Raw genomic sequence first — 22,867 nt, forward strand, 5'->3', positions numbered from 1 at the left:
GCCTTATCGTAGAGTTTTTGTTGATTATTCTTATACATGCGTATAAACGAAAATACGCCCCCCACGGCCCGAAGGCAATGCTGTCGTTATGCGCCGGCGTTCCGCAGCACCACCTCCCCATCCCGGAAGACTAGCAGCTCGCCATGGGCCATGGGGTTCCAGGTCTCGTCCACGGTCAACGGCTCGGTGGCGATGACGGTGACCACGTCGTCCGGCGTGGTCTCCAGGCCGAAGTCCACCTGTACCTCCGCGTCACGCAGGCTCGCCCGGCCGAACGGGGCGCGGCGGGTGAGCCAGCACAGCCGCGTGCTGCAGTAGACGTAGAGCTCGCGGGCGTCGGAGAAGAGCATGTTGAAGGTGCCGAGCCCCGCGAGGTCCTCGCAGCACTCGCGGATCAGGTGGCGCAGCGGTGCCGGGCGCTGTGGCGGCCGCGGGAAGCGCTCCCGGATGCGATCCATCAGCCAGCAAAAGGCGTGCTCACTGTCGGTGGTCCCCATGGGCCGGTAATGGCGCAGCGGCCGGCGCTTGATGCCCTTGAGTTGGCCGTTGTGGGCGAACACGAAGCTCCGGCCCCAGAGCTCACGCTCGAAGGGATGGGTGTTGGCCAGTGAGACCCGACCGCGGTTGGCCTTGCGGATGTGGCTGATCACGATCTCGCTCTTGATACCGCATTCGCGCACGAACCGCGCCACCTCGGAACGGTAGCTGGAGACCGGGTCGTGGAAGAGCCGGCAGCGCCGGCCCTCGTAGAACCCGATACCCCAGCCGTCACCATGGTGGGCGGTGCGCCCGCCCCGCTCCACCAGGCCGGTGAAGGAGAAGCGGATGCTCGTGGGCGTATTGGCGCTCATGGCCAGCAGCTCACACATGGCGGGGCCTCCCGCCCTGGCGCCGGCGCAGCAACGGCAGCCCCCAGGCACCGGCCAGCACCGCCACGGCAAGACCGGCCATGGGCCAGTCCCGCCAGATCACATAGGGGGTGATCCCGCGGCGTGGGGTGACCTGCGCTTCCAGGGTGGTGCGCTCGAACTGCGGGGCCTCAGCACGGATCCGGCCATCGGCGCTGATCACCGCGGTGATGCCGGTGTTGGTGGCGCGCAGCATCGGCCGCCCCGTCTCACGGGCCCGAAACCGCGCCATCTCCAGGTGTTGATGCGGGGCCAGGGAATCACCGAACCAGCCATCATTGCTCACATTGAGCAGCACCCCGGCCTCCGGGAGGGCGTCCGCCACCAATGGGCCGAAGGTGACCTCATAGCATACGGACACGCCCAGGGCGGTCCCGCCGGCGGTGATGGGTGCCGTCCGGCTGCCGGCCGTGAAGTCACCCATGGGGGCCCCGACGAAGTCCAGGGCACCGCCGAACCACTCGCGAAAGGGCACGTATTCGCCAAAGGGCACCAGGTGGCGCTTGTGGTAGGTGTTCTCGGGCTCGCCGAGTACCACTACCGAGTTATAGGACGCCTCGCCCTCGCGGACGGGAACGCCGGTGACGATCGTGCTGCCGGCCTCCGTCGCCTCCTCTGCCAGCGGCCGCAGGAAGTTCTCAGCCACACTGTCCCGGAATGCCGGCACCGCCGCCTCGGGCCAGATGATCAGTGGGGTGCCGTACTGCGCCCGGCTCGCTTGGGCGTAGTGGCGCAGGGTGGCGATGCGGTTGTCCATCAGCCACTTCTCGTCCTGGGGCACATTGCCCTGGATCATGGTCACCCCTATCGCGGGGCCGGCGGGCTCGCTCCAGCGGATCTGCCCCAGGAGGCCGGCGCAGACATGGCCGGCGATGAGCACCGCCGCCAGCGCGAGCGGCCCCGGCCGTGGACGCAGCGCCAGCCAGGCGATCCCCCCCGCCAGCACACAGACCAGCACCGTGGCCCCGTAGACCCCGAACAGCGGCGCTACCGCCCCAGCGGGTGTGTCCACCTGGGTGTAGCCTACCGACAGCCAGGTGGCCCCGGTGAACAGCCAGCTCCGCACCCATTCGATCAACAGCCAGGCCGCCGGCAGCGTCACCAGCACGGTGAGCGCCGGCCGCCCGCCGCCGAGGCGCCGGCCCAGCCACAGCGCGGCCAGGGGATAGAGGGCGAAGAAGGCGATGAATAGCGGCGTCACGACCGATGCGGCCAGGGTGCCGCCGCCGTAGCGGCTCACCGAGATAAAGATCCACGAAACGCCGAACCCGGCATACCCCAGACCGAACAGGTAGGCGCCGAGGGCGGCGCGCCACGACGGCGCCGCCGCGACCTGGGCGAAGGCCAGGGCCAGTGCCACCGGTGGCAGCCAGCCCCAGCCAAAGGGCGCAAAGCCCAGTGGCATGGCCAGGCCGGCCAGGAGAGCAAGGACCGGACCGGCCCGACCGGCGAGCACTGCCTCCATGGGCGGATTAGTGGGCGCGGGGCCGGTCTTCCTCCTCCACCGCGGCCTCCACCGGCACGCGACTGACACGGAGGAGATAAATCCGGCGGCTGTCGGCGCGTACCACCTCGAAGCGGCAGCCGCCGAGGTCGAGGACCTCGCCGCGCCGTGGCACGTGGCCGAAGCCGTTGGCCACCAGCCCGCCGACGGTGTCGAACTCGTCGTCGCTGAAGCCGGTGCCGAAGTGCTCGTTGAACTCCTCGATGGGGGTCAACGCCTTGACCACGAAGCAGCCATCGTCGCCCCGGGAAAGGATCCAGCCGTCGTCCTCGTCATCGTGCTCGTCATCGATCTCGCCGACGATCTGCTCGATGACGTCCTCGATGGTGACGATGCCGGCAAGCCCACCGTACTCGTCCACCACCACCGCCAGGTGGTTGCGGCTGTCCTGGAAGAGCTTGAGCAGCGCGTCCAGGCGCTTGCTCTCAGGGATGAACAGCGCCGGCCGCAGCAACTCGCGTAGGTTGAACTCCCCCTGGCCATTCGGCTCCAGGAAGCGCAGCAGGTCCTTGGCGATGAGGATGCCGATGACGTCGTCCCGGCTGTCGCCGGTGACCGGGAAGCGGGAATGGCCGGTCTCGACGATAGTGGGCAGCAGGTCCCAGACGCGGTCGCTGCGCTGGAGCACCGCCACCTGGGAACGGGGCACCATGATGTCCCGGGCCTGCAACTCCGAGACATGGAGTACCCCTTCGATCATCGCCAGGGAGTCCGAGTCGACGATGCCCCGCCCTTGGGCGTGACGCAGCACCTGGATCAGATCATCCCGGTCCCTGGGCTCGCCGGAAAGGGCCTGCCCGATACGCTCCAGCCAGCTTCTTTGGTGGCCGTTCTGGTCGGGGTGGGGGCTGCTACTGCCGGATCGGTCCTCGTTCATCAGGTTCTCGATGGTTGCCACGGAAATCGTCGAATGCATGGATTGGTTAGCCGGCCCCGGCGGCCGGCTAACCAATCCCGGCCTAATCGACGCGGGTTTCCGTCTCCACCGGCTCCCCGGCGTAGGGATCATCGTACCCCAGTGCACGGAGTATGGCGCGCTCGGCGCCCTCCATCACCTCCGCTTCGTCGTCCTCCATGTGGTCATAGCCGAGCAGATGCAAGGCGCCATGCACCACCAGGTGGGCCCAGTGGGCCTCCACCGGCTTACCCTGCTCATCGGCCTCGCGCTCGAGCACCGGCGCACAGATCACCAGATCACCGAGCACGGGATGATCAACCCCCTCCGGCAGCTCCGCGGGGAAGGAGAGCACATTGGTGGCGTAATCGCGGCCGCGATAGGTGGCGTTGAGCTCCCGGCCCTCGGCCTCGTCGACGATGCGCAGGCTCACCTCCGCGGCCTCCCGGTGATCCGCCAGGGCCACCGCCAGCCAGCGCCGGAACGCCGCGTCCTCCGGGATATCCGGAACCGAGGAGGCGACCTGGATATCGAGCTCGATGTTCATCCCGATTCGCTGCCAGTGCGGGTATCGTAGGCCTGGACAATACGCTGCACCAGGTCGTGGCGCACCACGTCCCGGGCGTTGAAAAAGGTAAAGCTCACCCCCTCCACATCGCGCAGGACGTCGATGGCATCCCGCAACCCGGAGGTCTTGCCGGGCGGCAGATCGATCTGGGTGACATCGCCGTTGACCACCGCTGTGGAACCGAAGCCGATGCGGGTGAGGAACATCTTCATCTGCTCGACGGTGGTGTTCTGCGCCTCGTCGAGGATGATGAAGGCGTTGTTCAGCGTCCGCCCGCGCATGTAGGCCAGCGGCGCCACCTCGATGACGTTGCGCTCGATGAGCTTGTTCACCCGCTCGAAGCCGAGCATCTCGAACAGCGCGTCGTAGAGCGGGCGCAGGTACGGGTCCACCTTCTGGGCCAGGTCGCCGGGGAGAAAGCCCAGGCGCTCGCCGGCCTCCACCGCCGGGCGCACCAGCACCAGGCGTTGGACCAGGTCCCGCTCCAGGGCATCCACGGCACAGGCCACCGCCAGGTAGGTCTTGCCGGTGCCCGCCGGCCCGACGCCGAAGTTGAGGTCGTGGGTGATGACGCTGTGCAGGTAACGACGCTGGCTCGGCCCGCGCCCCTGCACCTGCCCCTTGCGGGTGCGGATGACCACCTCCCGGGGCACACCGGCGTGCTCCGCCGCCTCAGTACGGGCGTCCACGTCGGCCTTCTGGAGATAGAGGTGGACGTTCTCGGCGCTGATCACCTCCTGGCTGGAGACGTCATAGAGGGCCTTTAGCACCTCGCTGGCCGCCAGGGCGGCACGGTCCTCGCCGATGACCCGAAAGCGGTGGCCGCGGTTCTTGATCTCCACACCAAGGCGCCGCTCGACCTGACGGATGTGCTCGTCGAACTGCCCGCAGAGGCTGGCGAGGCGGTCGTTGTCCGGGGGATCGAGGGTGAAATCGATGGCTTCGGGACTGTCACTCAAGGCGTGCTTCACCTCGCTGCTGTCACGCACTGGCCGCGGCGAGATCGGGCTCCAGGGCCTCGTCGAAGCCCACGAACTCGCCCCGCAGGGAGTTGGCGAGGGCCTCGGTGATGCGCACCCGCACGAAGCGGCCGATCAGCCGCCGCGGACCGGGGAAATTGACCACACGGTTGTTCTCCGTGCGGCCGGCGACCTCCGTTTCGTCCTTTTTCGACACCCCATCCACCAGAACGGTTTCGACACCACCGACCATGGAGTTGCTGATCCGCCGGGCGTTTGCGTTGAGCAGGGCCTGCATGCGCTGCAAGCGCTCCTTCTTCTCCGCCATGGGCGTGGCATCGGGCAACTGCGCCGCCGGCGTCCCCGGACGGCTGGAGAACACGAAGCTGAAGGACTGGTCGAAGCCGACCTGCTCGATGAGCGCCAGGGTGTCCTCGAAGTCCTGCCGCATCTCACCGGGGAAGCCGACGATGAAATCCGAGGACAACACCAGGTCCGGCCGGGCCTCGCGCAGCCGGGCGACGAGCTCGAGGAAGTCGTCGCGGGTGTGGTTGCGCTTCATCAGCCGCAGCACGTTATCGGAGCCGCTCTGCACGGGAAGATGCAGGTGGCCCACCAGCTCGGGGACCTCCGCATAGGCCTCGATGAGCGCACCGTTGAAATCCAGCGGGTGGGAGGTGGTGAAACGGATACGGTCGATGCCATCGATGGCGGCGATGTAGTGGATGAGTAGCGCCAGGTCCGCCGGCGTGCCGTCCTCCATGGCGCCGTCATAGCCGTTGACGTTCTGCCCGAGCAGGGTGACCTCGCGCACGCCCTGCTCGGCGAGCTCGGCGCACTCGCCGAGCACGTCCTCGAAAGGCCGGGAGATCTCCTCGCCGCGGGTGTAGGGCACCACGCAGAAGCTGCAGTACTTGCTGCAACCCTCCATGATGGAGACGAAGGCCGTGGGCCCCTCCGCGCGCGCCTCCGGGAGGCGATCGAACTTCTCGATCTCCGGGAAGCTGATGTCGACCACCGGCTGACCGCTGTCACGGGCGCGGTCCACCATGCTCGGCAGCCGGTGCAGGGTCTGGGGGCCGAAGACGAGATCCACATACGGGGCGCGCTCGACGATGGCGGCGCCCTCCTGGCTCGCCACGCAGCCGCCGACACCGATGAGCACCCCCGGACGCTCGGCCTTCAACGCCTTCCAGCGCCCGAGCTGGGAGAAGACCTTCTCCTGGGCCTTCTCGCGCACGGAGCAGGTGTTGAGCAGGATCACGTCCGCCTCCGCCGGCTCGCGGACCCGTTCGTAGCCCCGCTCGGCGGCGAGCACCTCCGCCATCTTGGCGGAGTCGTATTCGTTCATCTGACAGCCGTGGGTGTGGACGTAGACCTTCGGTGCCATAAACCCCGTCATTGCCTTGCAGAATTCGCGGCGCCGACGCCGCGGTATCGGTTCGAACCCTTGTGTGGGAGCCGCTTGCGCCGCGACCCGCTACCCTCACAACTATCGGTCAAGAATACTAGGTCGTCCATGGGGGGTAAACGCGCGGCGCGACGGGCGGGACGGCTCACCGCCCGTCGGTCACCGGCCGGCCCACGGCATGGTATACGAAGCCGAGCCGGCGCAGCGCCGCCGGGTCGTAGAGATTGCGGCCGTCGAAGATCACCGGGTCGGCGAGTCGCTCGCGAATGGTCTCGAAGTCCGGGCTGCGGAAGATGTTCCATTCGGTGAGGATGGCGAGGGCGTCGGCCCCGTCCAGGGCCGCCTCGGGGCTGTCGCAGAGGCTCAGCTCCGGACGTTCGCCGTAGATCCGACGGGTCTCCTCCATGGCCTTGGGGTCGAAGGCACGCACCGCCGCCCCCGCCTCCCACAGCGACTCCATGAGCCGGCGGCTGGCGGCCTCGCGCATGTCGTCGGTGTTGGGCTTGAAGGAAAGCCCCCACAAGGCGATGGTGCGGCCGGCCAGCTCGCCGCCGAAATGCTCGCGGATGCGATTGAAGATATAGCTCTTCTGGCGCTCGTTGACCTCGTCCACCGCCTGGAGCATCTGCGGGAGATAGTCCACATCGTTGGCCGTGCGCAGCAGCGCGCGCACGTCCTTGGGGAAGCAGGAGCCACCGAAGCCGGCGCCGGGATAGATGAAATGGTAGCCGATGCGGGGGTCGGAGCCGATACCCACCCGCACCCGCTCGATGTCCGCCCCCAGCCGATCGGCCAGGTTGGCGAGCTCGTTCATGAAGCTGATCTTGGTGGCGAGCATGGCATTGGCGGCGTACTTGGTGAGCTCCGCCGAGCGCACGTCCATGGTGATCAGCCGGTCGTGGTTGCGGTTGAACGGGGCATAGAGCTCACGCATGCGCTCGCCGGCGGCCTCGTCGTCGGTACCCACGATGACCCGTTCGGGCTTCATGAAGTCCTCCACCGCCGCGCCCTCCTTGAGGAACTCGGGGTTGGAGACCACCTCAAAGTCGGGGGCCACGTCGCGCCCGGCAAGCACCTCCCGTACGGCCTCCCGGACCCGGTCGGCGGTGCCCACCGGCACCGTGGACTTATCGACGATGAGCTTATACTCCTCCATATGCTCGGCGATGGTCCGCGCCACGGCGAGCACATACTGGAGGTCGGCGGAGCCGTCCTCGTCCGAGGGCGTGCCCACGGCGATGAACTGATAGGCGCCGTGGGCGACGCCGCGAGCGGCGTCGGTGGTGAACTCCAGCCGCCCGCCCCGGCGGTTGCGCGTCACCAGGGTCTCCAGGCCGGGCTCGTAGATGGGGACCTCGCCGGCGTTGAGCCGGGCCACCTTGTCCGCATCCACGTCCACGCAGACCACGTGGTTGCCGACCTCCGCGAAGCAGGCACCGGTCACCAGCCCCACATACCCCGTCCCGAAGATGGTGATGCGCATGATTCCCCCGTCCGTTGGCGTTGAAAAGGCGCCATTCTAGCGAATGGGAGCGCGGCGGTGGTGACCTGTCAGCCCCGCGCCAACGTCTGGGTCGGGGTCTCGCCAAAGCGCTGCCGATAGTACTGGCAAAAGCGGCCGAAGTGGCCGAACCCCCAACGCAGGGCCACCTCGCCAACCCGCACGGTTTCCCCGGGATCGGCGGCGAGCAAGGCCTCGCGGACCCGCCGCAGCCGGACCTCGCGCACGAAGGCCATGGGCGTGGTGCCGCGGTGGCGACGGAAGCCCTGCTGCAGCGCCCGCCCGCTGATGCAGCAGGCCCGGGCGATGGACTCCAGCGTCAGGGACTCGTCGGCGTGGGCCTCGATGTACTCCTCGGCACGGCGCACGTAGCGGGGGCAGGGCTCGGTCTCCGCTCGCGCGAGTAACCCACTCGCCTCCCCGGCCTGGGCATGGACCAGGGTGCCCAAGAGCATCTGTCGGAGCTGCGCCGCGACCAGGGGATTGCCCGCCGCGTCCCGCAGGGTCTCCAGGCGCTCCACCACGAAGCCTACCGTATCGCGCAGTAACCGCCCCGGCCCGCCGGCCAGGGGCACCGCCAGCTCGAAACAGGGAGGACTGCGGAGCTCCCGGCCCGTCAACGCCCGGAGGTAGTCGATCATGGTGTCGCGGTCCACCTGCACCAGCAGCTTGCGGCAGTCGCCGCTCCAGCACATGCGCACCCGACCGGTCGCATTGAGCAGGCTCCCTCGCCCCGGATCGGCGATGATCTCCCGGTCCCCGCAGGCCACCTGGGCCGAGCCGGCGAGGGGCAGCTGGAGCAGGTAGTAAGAGCCGAGCTCGCCGGGGTCGATGGTCACCGTCGCCCCGTAGTGGAGATAGTTGACGCTCAGCCCGCCCAGGTCCACGCGGTTGTGGTGGGCGTCCAGGGACACGCGGCCGCGCACCGGGGCGAGGCTGTGGTCGGAGAATACCCGGCCCACCTGCTCGCGGGCCTCGTCCACGTCGCCGGTCTCGAAGAGGCTGTAGCCCGCCAGCGGCAGGGCCTGATCGGGCCGCTCGTACATGGCACCTGTACCTCCCCTTCGAAAGATTCACGCATTGCGGATAACCGATGCGCGAAGCGGATTGTCGGCGCTCCCTGCCGTTGGAATAGTTAAGACATAAAACAACGACCATTTCATCACGTCAATGCGTGCACCGAACAGGAGGAGCAGGCCATGAGCCCACTCGACGACCGCGTCGCCATCGTCACCGGAGGGGCCACCCGCATCGGCCGGGCGGTGGCGGCGTCCCTTTGCGACGCCGGCGCCCGCGTCACCCTTGCGGACATCGACCGCGCCGGCGGCGAGGCCGCGGCCTCGGCCATCGGCGAGCGCGCCCGCTTCATCCCCACCGACGTCACCGACGATACGCAGATCCACGAGTGCGTGGAAACAGCGGCCGCCGACGGCGGCATCGACATCCTGGTCAATCTCGCCTGCTGCTACGTGGACGAGGGCATGGTCTCGGACCGGGCCGACTGGCATGCCGCCTTCGACGTCAACCTCATCGGCGCGGTGATGATGCTGCGCGCCGTCCATCCCCACATGCTCGCACGCGGCGGCGGCAGCGTCGTGAACTTCGGCAGCATCAGCGCCAAGGTCGCCCAGTCCGGGCGCTGGCTCTACCCCGCCACCAAGGCCGCCATGCTGCAGTTCACCCGTTCGGCGGCGCTGGATCTCGCCGGCGACGGTATCCGCGTGAACAGCGTCTCGCCCGGGTGGACCTGGTCGAACGTCATTGAGGCCCTCGCCGGCGGCGACCGGGAGAAGGCCGACCGCGTGGCCGCCGATTATCACCTCCCGGGCCGGCTCGGCGAGGCCGATGAGGTGGCGCAAGTGGTGCGCTTCCTCTGCTCCGACGAGGCGAGCTTCGTCACCGGCGCCGATTACGCCGTCGACGGTGGCTACACCGCCATGGGACCCGAACAGGCCGCGGCGGCCATCACCCGCCTCGGCTGATCCACGAACGAATCAGGAGGAAAGAACCATGAGCCGCATCATGATCATCGGGGCCGGCCAGTCGGGCCTGCAACTGGGCATGGGCCTGCTGGACCACGGCCACGAAGTCACCGTGGTGTCCAACCGCACCCCGGAACAAATCCGGGAAGGCCGTGTCATGTCCAGCCAGTGCATGTTCGACGCCGCCCTGCAGCACGAGCGCGACATCAGCGCCAACTTCTGGGAGGATAGCTGCCCGCCGGTGGAGGGGATCTCCTTCACCGTCCCTGATGGCCAGGGGGGCAAGCAGCTGGAGTGGGCGGGGCGACTGGATCGCGATGCCCAGTCCGTGGACCAGCGCGTGAAGATGCCGGTATGGATGCAGGAACTCGAGCGCCGCGGCGGCGAGCTGCGCATCGAGGAGGCGGGCATCGAGGAGCTCGAGGCCTATGCCCGGGACTACGACCTGGTGCTGGTGGCCTCTGGCAAGGGCGAGATCGGCAAGCTCTTCGAGCGCGACGCCGAGCGTTCCACCTTCGACAAGCCCCAGCGCGCGTTGGCTCTGACCTACGTCCACGGCATGACCCCGCGGCCGGAGCACTCCGCGGTGTGCTTCAACCTCATCCCCGGCGTCGGCGAGTACTTCGTCTTCCCCGCGCTCACCTTGAGCGGCCCCTGCGAGATCATGGTCTTCGAGGGCGTCCCCGGCGGGCCCATGGACTGCTGGGGCGACGTGGATGGCCCGGCGGCGCACCTGGCGCGCAGCCTGGAGATCCTCGAGACCTACCTCCCCTGGGAGGCAGCGCGCTGCCGCAACGTCGAGCTCACCGACGACCAGGGCATCCTAGCCGGCCGTTTCCCCCCCACCATCCGCAAGCCCGTGGGGCGGCTACCCTCCGGCGCGGCGGTACTGGGGATGGCGGACACCGTGGTGCTCAACGACCCCGTCACCGGCCAGGGCTCCAACAACGCCGCCAAGTGCGCCGCCACCTACCTGCAGCGCATCCTCGAGCGCGGCGACGGCCCCTTCGACAGCGAGTGGATGCAGGGGACCTTCGAGACGTACTGGGACTATGCCCGCTACGTGGTCGACTGGACCAACGCCCTGCTGCAGCCGCCCCAGCCCCATGTGCTGGAGCTCATGGGTGCCGCCCAGGGGAACCGGGAACTCGCCCGGCGGATGGCCAACGGCTTCAACGACCCGCGGGACTACTTCCCCTGGTTCATGGAGCCCGGCGCCGCCGACGAATACCTGAAGTCCCTGCAGGCCGCCTGAGCACGAACCAACAACGGAGGGCCACAACCATGGCCAGCGCGAACATCCGCATGACGGACAGTCACAGTTTCCCGCCGCCGGCCAACGAGGGCCTGGCGGCCTTCGCCCGCGACCTCATCGCGCCGGCGGACGCGTTCAAGGGCGGCATGCGCCGGCTTGCCGGCGCCGTTAATATCGTCGCCACCGCCCATGAAGGCGAGCGCAACGGCCTCACCGCCACCGCGGTAACCTCGCTTTCCGCGGAGCCGCCGCGGCTGCTGGCCTGCGTGAACCTCTCGGGGCGCACCTTCCAGCTCATCGCCGCCAGCCGCCGCATGTCGGTCAACGTCCTCGGCCGCGACCAGGAGGACGTCGCCAAGCGCTTCGCCGGCATGCTCGGCGAGCCCGGGTCGAACCCCTTTGAGGTCACCAATTGGGACACCTCCGCACGTGGCATCCCCATGCTGCACGGGGCGCTGGCGAGCTTCGACTGCGTGGTCGAGGAGATGCTGGTCACCCACACCCACGCCGTGCTCATCGGCGAGGTCAAGGAGGTGGTGGCCACCGATCCGGAGGCGCCGCTGCTCTACATGAACGGCCGCTTCGGTTCCTTCGACGGAGGAGAACAGCAATGAAGATGGACCCGCGATGGCTCGGCGCCGGCCTGGTGGCCGGTGCCTTCGCCCTGCCGGCGAGCGCGCTGGCGGACGCCGTGCAGCACTATGTGCCCGGCGTGGAGGGCAACAAGGCCGCCTCGGTGCCGCCGCCGGGGTTCTATCTGCGCACCTACGGCGTCTACTACGACTCCGACACGGTGCGCGTCGACACCCCCAGCGGTGACGGCGACCTGCCGGTGGACAGCTCCGCGGAGGTCTTCGCGGTGGTGCCGCGGGCGATCTGGATCACCGAGCAGAAGTTCCTCGGCGCCGACTACGGCATGGAGCTCATCGCCCCGATCCTCGACAAGGAGGTCAAGGTCGGCGGCGTGCGCGAGAGCGACAGCGGCCTCGGCGACGTCTTCCTCAGCCCGCTGATCCTCTCCTGGCACGGCGAGCAATACGACGCGGTCTTCGCCGCCGGCTACTGGACCGACGCCTTCAGCGACTTCTACGACGACAACCCGGTGGCGGCGGCGTCCTCGGCGGGGCAGGGTTATTCCAACGTCATGCTCACCTTCGGCGGCACGTGGTATCCCACCGAGGACCGGCGCTGGGCGTTCTCGCTACTGAACCGCTACGAGACCCTGGCCTCGGAGATCGAGGGCAGCGACATCGAGCCCGGCGACAACCTGGTCGCCGAGTGGGGGATCAGCTACGACGTCAACCCGGCGCTGACCCTGGGGCTGGTGGGCTATGACAGCTGGCAGCTCGAGGGCGACGATGCGCCCGCCGGCGTGCCCACCCCCAAGGACGAGGTCCATGCCATCGGCGGGCAGGTGACCTATCGCTCCAAGTCGCTGGGCATGGCCTTCGATGCCGCTATCTACGACGAGTACGAGAGTAAGCACCGACCCGAGGGCACCACCTTCCGGGTGATCGCTACCATCCCGTTCTGAGCCCCATTACGAGGAGACCCGACCGTGAGCGAAACCGCCAGTGACCGGAACGCGGACTGCGTGATCGTCGGCAGCGGCATCAACTCGTTGGTCTGCGCCGCGCAGCTCGCCCGCAAGGGCCGGCGGGTGATCGTGCTGGAGCGCAACGAGCGCCTGGGCGGGTGCATTCGCACCGAGGAGCTGACCGTGCCGGGCTTCCGCCACGACGTGCTCTCCGGCTTCCATCCGCTGTTCGTGACCTCGCCGGGGTATGCCGCCCTCGGCGAGTCCCTCCATGCCGAGGGGCTCGACTACGCCAACTCGGATACGCCCACCGCTGTGGTCCTACCCGACGGAACGCACTTCGTCCTATCCCGGAACCGGGCAGCGAACGTCCAGGCCATGAACGCCCTGGCCGCCGGCGACGGCGACCGCTTCGACGCCGCCATGGCGGCGCTGGAAGCCAACGCCGAGACCACCTTCACCCTGCTCGGCGGCGAGCTCAAGAGCTGGGGGGTAGCGAAGACGCTGTTCCGGCACGGCCGCCGCGAGGGCCACCGCGGCCTGATCCGCTATTTCGGCGAGAGCATGGAGAGCGCGCGCACGTGGCTGGAGCGCACCTTCGACTCCGAGCTCACCCGCGCCTGCCTGGCACCCTGGATCCTGCATACCGGCCTGGGGCCGGACAGCGCCCTGGGCGGGCACATGCTGCGGTTGATCGCCTTCACCCTGGAGGCGGCGGGCATGCCCGTCGTCCGTGGCGGCAGCGAGCGCATCGTGGACGCCTTCCGCGCGGTGGTGGAGGCGCACGGCGGCAGTTTCATCACCGGGGCGGACGTGGATCGTGTGGTCACCGAGGGCGGGCGCGCCCGGGGGGTGGAAACCGCCGACGGCAGCCGGTACCGGGCGGAAAAGGCCGTGATCTGCAACACCACGCCCACCCAGCTCTACGGCCGGCTGCTGCGGGACGCCGAGCTGCCGGAACGCGTGCGCGAGGACGCCGCACGCTACCGCTACGGCCGTGGCGACATGCAGGTCCACCTGGCCCTCAGCGAGCCGCCGCAGTGGCCAGACCCGGCCCTGCGCGACGTCGCGATGCTGCACCTCACGCCGGGCCTGGACGGCGTCTCCCGGGCGGTCAACGAGGCCGAGCGCGGCCTGCTGCCGGCGGAGGCCTCGGTGGTGGTGGCCCAGCCCGCCGCCCTGGACCCGTCCCGGGCGCCGGAGGGACAGTGGATCCTCTGGATCCAGCTCCAGGAGTTGCCGCGGCACATCAAGGGGGATGCCGCGGGCGAGATCCCCGCCCCCGCCGACGGGGCCTGGGACGAGGCCACCCGCGAGGCCTACGCCGAACGGATCATGGCGCGGCTGCGCCGGCACATCCCGAACCTGGACCGGGCGCTCCTCGGCCGCGCCGTGCTCTCACCGGCGGACCTGGAGCGGCTCAACATCAACCTGGTGGGCGGGGACCCCTACTCCGGCGATTGCCAGGCGGATCAGTTCCTGCTGTGGCGCCCGCTCAACGACGGCGACGGTCACCGTACCTGCGTGCGTGACCTCTACCACATCGGCGCCTCCACCCATCCCGGCCCGGGCCTGGGCGGGGTCTCCGGGCACTTGGTGGCGGAGCGGCTCGGCTGAGCCCTCCCGCGGCTGTCCATACATTTAACATTGGTTTATACTGAAACCAATTCCCCATCGCTATGACATAGGCATGCCATGGACATCCGCCAGCTGCGCTACTTCGCCGCCATCGCCAACGCGGGCTCCATTACCCGGGCGGCAGAACAGCTGGATGTGGCGCAGCCGGCGCTCAGCCAGCACGTGCGCCAGCTCGAGGAGGAGCTCGGCACCCAGCTGCTGGTGCGCAGCGTCCGCGGGGTACGGCTGACCGACACCGGCACACGCCTGCTCAGCCACGCCCGCAAGCTCCTGAGCGACTTCCAGGCCATCCGCGACGATATCCAACAGACGGAATCCACCCCGGCGGGCCCCACCGATATCGGCATCCCCACTTCCCTGGGCATGCTGCTGAGCGTCCCCCTGGCGCTGCAGGTGCGCCGGGAGCTGCCCAAGGTGCAGCTCCGCATCGCCGAGGGGTTGTCCGGCCACACCCTGGAGTGGCTGCGCCAGGGCAGCCTGGACCTGGCCCTGGTGTTCGGCTCGGAAAAGGTGGCGGGGCTCGCCATGGAACTCATCGCCACCGAGGAGCTGCACCTGGTGGGCCCGCGGGACGACCCCCGACTGGCGGAGCTCGCCAGCGGCCCGGAGGGCAACGTTCCCCTGGCCGCCATCGACGGGGTGCCGCTGATCATGCCCGGTCGACCCCACGGCGTGCGCGAGGAGCTAGAGGCCGCCGCCCGGGGCCGGGCCGCGCGCCTGGACATCGTCCTGGAGATGGACGCCCTGGAGCCCATCAAGGCCCTGGTGGCCGAGGGCGCCGGTTACACGGTGCTCTCCCCGCGCCTGGCCCGGCACGGGGCCGTGGGCGATCAACTGCAGACCCTGCCCATCCGGGACCCGGAGATCCAGCGCAGCATTTACCTCGCCCGGGTGGCGGAACGGCCCCTGTCCATCGCCGCCCGCCACGTCCGCGACCGCCTGCGCGAGATCCTCGGCACCCTCACCAACGGCCGGCGCTGGCGCCCGGAACTCACCCGGGAGGCCGCCCCCCGCCCCGCCGCAACAGGGACCGAGGCGTAACGGGTGCGGACTCGACAGGCCGGATCCCATGGACCAAACTCCCCACCCAGAGTCCTGTAGGGCCCCCGCCGGCGAGTGACCACCGCGCGGGCCGCCCCTGCCCCGGACCGGTTAGAGGGAGCCGAGCGATGGCGAACGACAATCCCCAGGATGCCGCCCCGGAGGCAGGCGCGGGGCAGGTGCTTTCCGAAGGCAACGCCAGGAAGGGAGGAGGAACCTTGGGCCGGATCTGGCACTTCTCGAGCATGTTCCCGTGGACGCTGCTGCTCATCGCCATCGCACTGGTGCTGGAGGTGTTCACGGAAAACATCCGCGGCACCACCATCGACTACACCATGGTGGTCGTGGCCGCTGTGGTCCTGGTCATCGAGGTGGCCAAGTCGGCGGACATCAAGATGGTGCGCTTCATCGTCGACCTGGTCGCGGCCATCGTGGCGCTGATCGTCGCCACCGCGCTGCTGACCTACTACATCACCACCACCGGTAAGGTCCCGGCCTTCTACCACTGGGTGGTGGCGGGCGTCCTGGTCATCGACGCCATCCTCAGCCCGGCGATCTCCTTTGCCACCGCCCTACGCAACATGGCCCTGGGGGATTAGCCCACCAGCCTTGCGAGGCGTTGGCGCAGGCGGCGGTAGCCCCGCCGCAACGGGTCCGTGAAAGGCAGCACCCAGCGCAGCAACAGCGGATCGTAGTCGACCTCGGGGTGCTCGTCGGCGTAACGGGTGAAGTTCTCCACGAGAAAACGGTTGTACAGCCCGAAGTCGGCCCAGACGCCGTGGTATACGCCGCGCAGCTCCAGCAGGGCGCGGTCGTACTCTGCCTGGCGGGCCACCACCTCACCGAGCCGGGTCAGCACGTGGGCGGGGTCACGGCCCTTCCCCAGCGCCCGACGCAGACCGCCATCCAGCTGCAACGCCATCCGTGCCGCCCGCAGGTCGCCGACGTCGGCAATCACTGTGCCGCCCGGGTCATGGCGTTCCAGGAAGGCCAACAAGGCCTCCGCGGTCTCCTCGGCACGGTGTGCCTCCCGCCCCAGGCGCTCGAGGTCCAGGGCAGGCGGGCCCTTGACCGGGCCATAGTCCGCCAGCAACCCGTCCAGATCCTCGCGCAGGCTGAACCCCAGCGGCCGGCGCTGGAAGCCGCCCTCGGGGTCACTGCGGTAGCCGAAACCGGTGAGGTACTCCGGGTCACCGCGGACCAGCGCCCGGACGGCGTTGTTCAGGCCATCCTCCAGGGCGAGATAGATGCGCTGGCGGGGCCAGCCCGGACGGCGGCTGAGCTTGCGCCCCACGTACGCCCGGATGCGGTGCCGTGCCCGGCGCGCCTCCTCCGGGATGAAGCGATCGTCGGAGGTACCCAGGACATCCTCGAGCCGGACCTCCGCCTGGTGGGCCTTCACGCCGCGGGCCACGTAGGTGAGCACGTCCCGACGCAGGCCGAGCAGGATGTAGTTCTCGAACGGATTGGACTCGGTGAGATGGGCGAGGAAACGCCGCCAGCCCAAATGGCGATCGCGCAGCTCCCGGTACCAGGAGAACCGCAGCTCGTTCACCGAGTTCTTTGCCGCCGACAGCGGCGGGGTGGAGAACAGCTTCTGGGGCTGGCGGAAGGGGATCCGGGCCGGCTCCCCCTCGGCGTTCAAGCCCTCCAGCACGTTGGCGTCGGCGGCCAGCGCCTGCCGGGCCTGCGCCAGGAAGGATTCCTCATCCTGGTAGGGCGGCGGTCGGTCCCGGGACTCCAGGGCCAGGGCGTAGAGCGGCCAGAAACGCTGCTGCAACAACGGCCCCTGGAGCTCCGGCTGGCGCTTCCAGCCCCGTGCGGCCTGGTCGAAGTGCGTCCGCACGAACTCGAAGTGCCGCTGCATGGCGGCCTTGACGCGATCATAGAGGGTCACCAGGACCAGGATGACCCCCAGCCCCATCATGGCGCCGCCGTAGCTCAGCCGCCGCAGGCCCCGGGTGTGATGAAAGGCCTGGCGAAAGGCCTTCCGCGAGACACGGGAGAGGCCGCGCACCGTCCAGCCCCGGGCGCGGCGTTCCAGCACCTTGCGCGTAGTGCTCTCGACGAGCTTTTGCAGGCGGTTGAGCATGATGGAAAGACCCCCGCCCGCGAGAATAGCCGGCACGCGGCGGCTCGGCAAAGAGGGGGCGCGGTGCGGCGTGCCGGATCGGAGTGCCCCAAATGCCCCCAGCTGTGGGGCCATCCGCTCGGGACGACCTCCTCCGGCTCGGTACCCGCGTCAGCCGGTTGCCCTAGCCTGGACTATGCTGTTAACCAGGCCCGTAAGTGGCTTCCGTTGATGGGCAGACGTCAGGAGGTATGCCATGAAGCAGTTGAGGACTCTCGGCGACGGGGCGCTTCACCTGCTGGCTGTCTCGCTGCTGTTGGCGGCGGGGCCGGCACTCGCGCAGCAAGGCCAGGATCTCACCTTTAGCGGCGACGGCACCTTCAACACCCCGCACGGCGGTCAGGGCATCCAAGTGGCCGTCTACGACGTGGCGGCCGGCGAAGTGGTGGCCTCGGATTCGGGAACCGTCGCGGGCATGGAGGATCCCGCCTTCTCCTTCACCTTCTCCGGGGTGCTCGAGGAGGGCCGACTCTACGACGTGCACTACTGGATCGACTCCAACTTCGGCAAGGGCAGCGAGGGCAGCTGCGACCCGGTGGATGTCGACCATCAGTGGCGGGTCGCCCTCATCGACGTCGACGGCCCGGTGGAGATCGAGGTCTCCCACAACCCGGATCAGCAGGCGCCGGTCTGCAGCAGCTTCGAATAAGTCAGGCAGGGAAGAACCGGCGCCGCTCGGGACGGCGCCGGGTAGGGTCATAGGGGATGAAGTCCCCGTTCAGCTGGAGCCCTTCACCTCCACCGTGCTCAGGGTCCCGAACAGGGTCTCGCCCACCTGGGGCACGGTGGGGCTGGTCGCCACCGCTGCCGATCCGGCCTCCGTGCGGCTGGTCCCGGCGGGCTGGAGGACGTGGCCCCCGAGCACCAACCGCTGCGCCGGCAGGGCTGCCGCATCACCGCGGAAGTGCTCGGCCAGGGAGACGTTGCCACCGCTGCCTTCGGCGGCCTGGATATCGGCCGCGGTGAGCTTGCCCCCCAGGACGGCGCCGTCGGTATCGGCCTGGGCGCTACCGAGGCCGGCGATCGCGAACGTGGCTGCAAAGATGATGTGCCTCATGGCTGTACTCCTTTCAATGGCTTGGTTGCTAAGGACAGGAGTAGCCTACTAATTAGTCCGTATCCGGACAATCCGTATTTGTACTAATCACTGCATAAGACTGTTTCCAACCAACCTGGACGCCATAACCCCTCGCACGCCAGGGACCACCTCGTGGCGCCTCGCCGATTGAGAAAGGGCGCGATTGCATCGGTGCAAACGGCGTTTGCGCGGATGGCTCTTCCGCCACGGAGTCGCTGACGGGGATGCTGCCAGTGCCGGCGGCGGGTCGAACGCCCCGGCACGCCCGGAGTACGACGACCGTGGAGGATATGCCATGAACGAATCCGCATGCCCCAATGTGCGCCGACGGTGGTCGGCCAAAGCCGCCATCACGGGCCGTGCCGTGCGTTCGCCACTGAGGGCGCTGCGTGAGCTGTACATGCACCAACGCGCCGAGGCCGCGTTGCATGCCCTCGATGACCGCATGCTCCACGACATCGGCGTCCGCCGCGACGACATCCGTGCAGTGCTGCGCAGCAACCACGCGCGCCGGGACAGCCGCTGCAAGGACCACCGGGGCAAGAACCAGCAGGGAGATGTGCCGGGGCATTCCGGCGACAACGGCCTGTAGACGACCACAGGAGGTCATCATGGACACTTGGCAGCTCTCGCGCGTCTTTGAATCCCCGCAGGGCCGCATCCGTTGGGATTGCCTCGGCAGCGGCCGCCCCCTCGTGCTGCTCCACGGCACACCCAACTGGTCGTTCATCTGGCGCAACGTCGCGCCGCGGCTCGCCGAGCACTACGCGGTCTACGTCTTCGACTGGCCGGGCTTCGGCAGCTCGGACCGCTACCCGGACCAGAACATTTCCTGGGACGAGCAGCCCCGGCGCCTCGTCGAGCTAACCGACTACTGGGGGCTGGAGCGCCCGGCCGTGGTGGCCTTCGATTTCGCACCGATCTTCGCGCTCCGGGCCCACCTGATGGAGGGCCTGGCACTGGGCCCGGTGGTACTGGCGGACGCCGCCGTGATCCCGCCGTTCGTCACCGACTTCTCGCGCCAGGCGCGGGAGAACATCGGCACCTTCCGGCGCCTGCCGGTGCACATCGCCGAGGGGATGATCCGTGCGCACATCGAGCGCACCACCCACCGGCCGATGGCCGCCGAGGCGCTCGAGGGCTACCTGTGGCCGTGGCGTGGGGCCGAAGGCGTGGCCGCTTACTGGCGCGCCGTCGAGTGCTACGACGAGCATCTGGCGCGGCCCTTGGTGCCACGGCTCGCCGAGCTGGCCGTACCGGTACACGTGCTCTGGGGCGAGCACGACGCCTGGCTGCCACCCGCAATGGGCGAGGTCCTGGCCAACGCCATTCCCGGTGCGGGCCTGGCGTACGTAGCCGGAGCCGGCCATTTCGCCCAGGAAGATAATCCGGGGGGCTTCGTCAAGGCGGTGGCGGGTTTCCTGCGGGAGGCGGGTTACCACTGATCCGTATCACGCTACAATTCATTCCAAACCCCCTCGTGACCGGCAATCAGCGCCCGGATCAGGAAGCGCCGCACCGGAAGCTACGCCGTTCGGCGTAGGGCGGCAACTTCGGCCATCGACTATAATTGACGCTAGGCGTCAACCGGTCGACGGGGGACGAATCAGATGGGGACAGCAAACAGATTGACACGCGCTGCGGGGCGCAGCGCGGCGATGCTGACGGTCGCGGCCGTGATAGCGCTCCTCGCCGGGGCTTGCGACGGCTCAGGCGACGATGGCGACATGACCGCGAGCCGGGCCATTGGCCCGGATGGTGGCACCGTCACATCGGCGGACGGTCGCCTGGTGCTCGATTTCCCGGAAGGCGCGCTGCCGACCGAGAACACCATTACCATCGAGCGGCTCCCGACCGGCGAGTTGCCCTCGGAGTTCCAGGGGGTCGAGGCCGAGAGCGCGTACGCGCTCGGCCCCGACGGCTTGTCGTTCGACGAGCCGGTGCGGGTGCATTTCGACACGCAGGCCGATCCCGCCAATGCCGAGGGCACCCTCGAGGCCCCCACGGGGCTACTGCTGACCGAGGGCAACGGAACCGCCACGCCGATCCCCGATCAGCAGACCCGTTTGACGCCCGATGGCGTGTTACGTACCGGCACACTCCGGCACTTCAGTACGATCACCAGCACGCTCGGCAGCGGCGTGGTCACCATCTCCGGCGTGCCCCACACGATGGTCGAAGGGGAGACGTTCACGGCGAAGGTAACGGTGGCCGTGGAGCCGTTCGCGGACGAGGCGATCGGGATCCGCGAAGCTCGCTATCGCGACGACGTGGCCGGTGATGCGCGGATCGTGCCTCCCGAGACACCCGAGTTCGAGATCGCCCTGACCTCGCCGGCCGAGCCGCCACCCGAGAAAGTGCGGCTCGTGCGGGCCGAGATCGAGTACCGATGCCGGGATGAAGGAGTGCAGGAATATACGCCCACTGTGGATTTTACTCCGATCAACCAACCCGATCGGCGAGACGTCCCGCATTCGGTAGGTCTGCGGCAGGCGGTTTTCTGCCTCGACCCGGACGCCCCGCAATCGGCCCTCACTGCCGACGAGGATCTGCTCGCCGCACTTTCCCCGGGCGCGATCCGTCGCGATGTCAGTCAGCTATTCCAGGTTCAGGCCGAATTGGAGGTGAATGAGCCGGTCGACATCGTTGACACCGTCATCACCACGACGAAACCCGGCGTCGTGAGCTTCCCGCCGACGCTGGCGTCCTCGAATGTGAACACCCGTGACCTCCGGCCCACTCCGCTCAATACCGCACAAGGGTCTGTGTTCACGGTCGTTCGCGACCTGAGTCCGGGCCTGACATCGCGCCAGACATTCACCTACGAGTGCATCGCGGAGGGCGAAACCCGACTGGTCTATGCCTTCAGCGGGCGCGAGACCATCCTGACAACGGACGTCGCGTGCACGTCGGGTGACGTTGCCGACGGTGGTGGCGGGTCCGGGGAGCCGGAATCGGAAGCCGGGCTCCTCATCAGCAACACCACCCGGGAGTTCGACGGCTCGCCGAAGCCGGTCACGGTCTCCACGGATCCGAGCGGGCTCGACGTGGAGGTCACCTACGACGGCAGCCCCGAGCCTCCGGTCAATGCGGGTACCTATAACGTGGTCGCGACGGTTCAGGACGACGCCTTCATGGGCGAAGCGGTCGCGACATTGGCCATCGAGAAGGCTTCGGCAGGGATCCTCATCACGGAAACGATCCAACAGTTCGACGGCGACCCGAAGCCCGTAACGGTGTTGACCAGCCCGGAGGGCCTGAGCACGACGATCACCTATGACGGTCGCGAGCAGGCCCCCAGTGCGGTGGGCACCTACGAGGTGGAAGCCACGGTTTCGGACGACAATTACGAAGGCACGGCGACCGGCACCCTTGAGATCGTGGATTCCACCCCGGAAGAGCCGCCGCAGGTCGACGCGAGCCCGGTGAGTCAGCTCATCGAGCACACCATCGGTGGCTCGCCCTGCCCCACACCGGGGCAACCGATCACGGTGGAGGTCACGGGCGGCGGGTCGGGCGAGGCCAGCGTCTCGGCTGAGGTCAGCGCGGGATTCCTTGCCGTGACGCCAACCTCGACCGCCACCACCCAAGGCACCGCGAGCTATCAGCCCGAGTTCACCTGTAGCGGCTTTGAGAATGGCCTGAACACGGGGACCATCACCTTCAGCGGCGCGGACGCCGAGACCGGGACCGCCTTCGAGCCCGTGAGCGTCGAGGTTCGCGTCGACGTCCAGTGATGCCGGAACGCTCCCGCCCCCCGAAACGGGGGCGTATGACTCGCTGCGGGCGGTTTCGCGGCGCCAGCGCGGGCCCAGGGACCGGCCGACCGAGGCGCCGGCCGCCCCTGGGCGGCCGGCTTCAGGGCTGCGATCAAACCGAACGGAAGTCCACCGCGGGGCCGGCGGGCACGATGGTCGGATCCAGTTCCCCCAGCTCGTCGTAGTAGTGCGCCTTGATGTGATCAAGGCGCACTGTCTCGGCAACCCCTGGCACCCGATACATGCGCCGGGTGAAGGCGGTCAGGGCTGGGTAATCGATGAGCCGATGAAGGTTGCAGCGCAACGCCCCATGATAGGCAGCGTCGAAGCGCACCAGGATGCAGAACAGGTGCCAGTCGCTCTCGGTGATGCGCTCGCCCAGCAAGTAGGGCTGGCGGCCGAGGCGCTGTTCGAGCTCCGCGAGCGTCTCGAATAGCTCGCCCACGCTGCGATCATAGTCGACCTGCGTCCGGGCAAATCCGGCCCTATACACCCCCGCGCAGACCCGTGGCAGGATCTCGGCGTTAAGGGCGTCGATGGCCGCCCGCCGCGACGGCGGGTAGAAGTCCACGGAGGCGTCGCCCCAGCGGTCGAAGGCGGAGTTCAGGATGCGCATGATGTCGTTGTGGAATCCTTGCGATGAGGAACGCAGTTCCACGGGAACAGGAACGCGATTCCAGGCGATGAGGAATGCGGTTCCA

Annotated in this window: 22 protein-coding genes; 11 read left to right on the top strand and 11 right to left on the bottom strand. The window is 68.5% G+C overall.

Annotated elements, in window-relative coordinates; all coding sequences use genetic code 11:
* Positions 1-86: 86 nt before the first annotated feature.
* From ACQ754_RS05380 to ACQ754_RS05415, 8 genes are all read right to left on the bottom strand, one after another.
* Positions 87-869: a class II glutamine amidotransferase gene (locus ACQ754_RS05380; protein WP_440995975.1), complete on the bottom strand. Its 783-nt coding sequence runs from the start codon at positions 867-869 to the stop codon at positions 87-89.
* Positions 862-2,373, bottom strand: coding sequence for an apolipoprotein N-acyltransferase (gene lnt, locus ACQ754_RS05385; protein ID WP_440995976.1), 1,512 nt, complete (start codon positions 2,371-2,373; stop codon positions 862-864). Before lnt ends, ACQ754_RS05380 begins: the two co-directional genes overlap by 8 nt.
* Before the next feature lie 7 nt (positions 2,374-2,380).
* Positions 2,381-3,289: an HlyC/CorC family transporter gene (locus ACQ754_RS05390; protein ID WP_440995977.1), complete on the bottom strand. Its 909-nt coding sequence runs from the start codon at positions 3,287-3,289 to the stop codon at positions 2,381-2,383.
* Positions 3,290-3,371: 82 nt separating this feature from the next.
* Positions 3,372-3,854, bottom strand: coding sequence for an rRNA maturation RNase YbeY (gene ybeY / locus ACQ754_RS05395; RefSeq protein ID WP_440995978.1), 483 nt, complete (start codon positions 3,852-3,854; stop codon positions 3,372-3,374).
* Positions 3,851-4,834 carry a PhoH family protein gene (locus ACQ754_RS05400; RefSeq protein ID WP_440995979.1) on the bottom strand — a complete coding sequence of 328 codons (984 nt, stop codon included), beginning with the start codon at positions 4,832-4,834 and terminating at the stop codon, positions 3,851-3,853. The genes ybeY and ACQ754_RS05400 overlap by 4 nt, the downstream gene beginning before the upstream one ends.
* Before the next feature lie 22 nt (positions 4,835-4,856).
* Positions 4,857-6,224, bottom strand: coding sequence for a tRNA (N6-isopentenyl adenosine(37)-C2)-methylthiotransferase MiaB (gene miaB, locus ACQ754_RS05405; RefSeq protein ID WP_440995980.1), 1,368 nt, complete (start codon positions 6,222-6,224; stop codon positions 4,857-4,859).
* A gap of 166 nt (positions 6,225-6,390) precedes the next feature.
* Entirely contained in the window at positions 6,391-7,728 is a 1,338-nt protein-coding gene (locus tag ACQ754_RS05410; protein ID WP_440995981.1) for a UDP-glucose dehydrogenase family protein, read from the bottom strand.
* A gap of 68 nt (positions 7,729-7,796) precedes the next feature.
* Positions 7,797-8,792, bottom strand: a complete 996-nt coding sequence (locus tag ACQ754_RS05415; protein WP_440995982.1) for an AraC family transcriptional regulator — start codon at positions 8,790-8,792, stop codon at positions 7,797-7,799.
* A 153-nt stretch (positions 8,793-8,945) separates the two neighbouring features.
* On the opposite strand from ACQ754_RS05415, the gene ACQ754_RS05420 reads away from it, so the two are divergent.
* The 7 genes from ACQ754_RS05420 (at position 8,946) to ACQ754_RS05450 (ending at position 15,798) form a co-directional block, all read left to right on the top strand.
* Positions 8,946-9,728 carry an SDR family oxidoreductase gene (locus ACQ754_RS05420; RefSeq protein WP_440995983.1) on the top strand — a complete coding sequence of 261 codons (783 nt, stop codon included), beginning with the start codon at positions 8,946-8,948 and terminating at the stop codon, positions 9,726-9,728.
* A 28-nt stretch (positions 9,729-9,756) separates the two neighbouring features.
* Positions 9,757-10,983, top strand: coding sequence for a styrene monooxygenase/indole monooxygenase family protein (locus tag ACQ754_RS05425; protein WP_440995984.1), 1,227 nt, complete (start codon positions 9,757-9,759; stop codon positions 10,981-10,983).
* A 29-nt stretch (positions 10,984-11,012) separates the two neighbouring features.
* Positions 11,013-11,597, top strand: a complete 585-nt coding sequence (locus ACQ754_RS05430; RefSeq protein ID WP_440995985.1) for a flavin reductase family protein — start codon at positions 11,013-11,015, stop codon at positions 11,595-11,597.
* Positions 11,594-12,517 (top strand): SphA family protein, encoded by a 924-nt coding sequence (locus ACQ754_RS05435; protein ID WP_440995986.1) that lies wholly within the window; start codon positions 11,594-11,596, stop codon positions 12,515-12,517. The genes ACQ754_RS05430 and ACQ754_RS05435 overlap by 4 nt, the downstream gene beginning before the upstream one ends.
* 24 nt (positions 12,518-12,541) lie before the next feature.
* On the top strand, positions 12,542-14,137 hold the full coding sequence (locus tag ACQ754_RS05440) for a phytoene desaturase family protein (RefSeq protein WP_440995987.1): 1,596 nt from the start codon (positions 12,542-12,544) through the stop codon (positions 14,135-14,137).
* A 78-nt stretch (positions 14,138-14,215) separates the two neighbouring features.
* On the top strand, positions 14,216-15,199 hold the full coding sequence (locus tag ACQ754_RS05445; RefSeq protein WP_440995988.1) for a LysR family transcriptional regulator: 984 nt from the start codon (positions 14,216-14,218) through the stop codon (positions 15,197-15,199).
* A 128-nt stretch (positions 15,200-15,327) separates the two neighbouring features.
* Positions 15,328-15,798 carry a hypothetical protein gene (locus tag ACQ754_RS05450; protein ID WP_440995989.1) on the top strand — a complete coding sequence of 157 codons (471 nt, stop codon included), beginning with the start codon at positions 15,328-15,330 and terminating at the stop codon, positions 15,796-15,798.
* On the opposite strand, the gene ACQ754_RS05455 is transcribed toward ACQ754_RS05450, so the two are convergent.
* The gene (locus ACQ754_RS05455) at positions 15,795-17,291 is read right to left on the bottom strand and encodes a hypothetical protein (protein ID WP_440995990.1); all 1,497 of its coding nucleotides are present in this window, start codon (positions 17,289-17,291) and stop codon (positions 15,795-15,797) included. The genes ACQ754_RS05450 and ACQ754_RS05455 overlap by 4 nt on opposite strands.
* A 235-nt stretch (positions 17,292-17,526) precedes the next feature.
* Between ACQ754_RS05455 and ACQ754_RS05460 the strand changes: the two genes are divergently transcribed.
* Positions 17,527-17,979 (top strand): hypothetical protein, encoded by a 453-nt coding sequence (locus ACQ754_RS05460; protein WP_440995991.1) that lies wholly within the window; start codon positions 17,527-17,529, stop codon positions 17,977-17,979.
* A 69-nt stretch (positions 17,980-18,048) separates the two neighbouring features.
* Here the strand turns inward: ACQ754_RS05460 and ACQ754_RS05465 are convergent, their stop codons facing one another.
* The gene (locus ACQ754_RS05465; RefSeq protein ID WP_440995992.1) at positions 18,049-18,387 is read right to left on the bottom strand and encodes a hypothetical protein; all 339 of its coding nucleotides are present in this window, start codon (positions 18,385-18,387) and stop codon (positions 18,049-18,051) included.
* Positions 18,388-18,703: 316 nt separating this feature from the next.
* Between ACQ754_RS05465 and ACQ754_RS05470 the strand changes: the two genes are divergently transcribed.
* The 3 genes from ACQ754_RS05470 to ACQ754_RS05480 all read left to right on the top strand — a co-directional run bounded on the left by ACQ754_RS05470 (position 18,704) and on the right by ACQ754_RS05480 (position 22,145).
* Positions 18,704-19,000: a DUF1127 domain-containing protein gene (locus tag ACQ754_RS05470; RefSeq protein WP_440995993.1), complete on the top strand. Its 297-nt coding sequence runs from the start codon at positions 18,704-18,706 to the stop codon at positions 18,998-19,000.
* A gap of 19 nt (positions 19,001-19,019) precedes the next feature.
* The gene (locus ACQ754_RS05475) at positions 19,020-19,853 is read left to right on the top strand and encodes an alpha/beta fold hydrolase (RefSeq protein ID WP_440995994.1); all 834 of its coding nucleotides are present in this window, start codon (positions 19,020-19,022) and stop codon (positions 19,851-19,853) included.
* Between the two features lie 165 nt (positions 19,854-20,018).
* Positions 20,019-22,145, top strand: coding sequence for an MBG domain-containing protein (locus ACQ754_RS05480; RefSeq protein ID WP_440995995.1), 2,127 nt, complete (start codon positions 20,019-20,021; stop codon positions 22,143-22,145).
* A gap of 133 nt (positions 22,146-22,278) precedes the next feature.
* Here ACQ754_RS05480 and ACQ754_RS05485 read toward each other — a convergent pair.
* Positions 22,279-22,867 (bottom strand): glutathione S-transferase C-terminal domain-containing protein (locus tag ACQ754_RS05485; protein WP_440995996.1); only part of this gene is annotated, 589 nt, incomplete at its 5' end.

The sequence above is a fragment of the Arhodomonas sp. SL1 genome (assembly GCF_052060015.1).
Taxonomy (GTDB): Bacteria; Pseudomonadota; Gammaproteobacteria; order Nitrococcales; family Nitrococcaceae; genus Arhodomonas.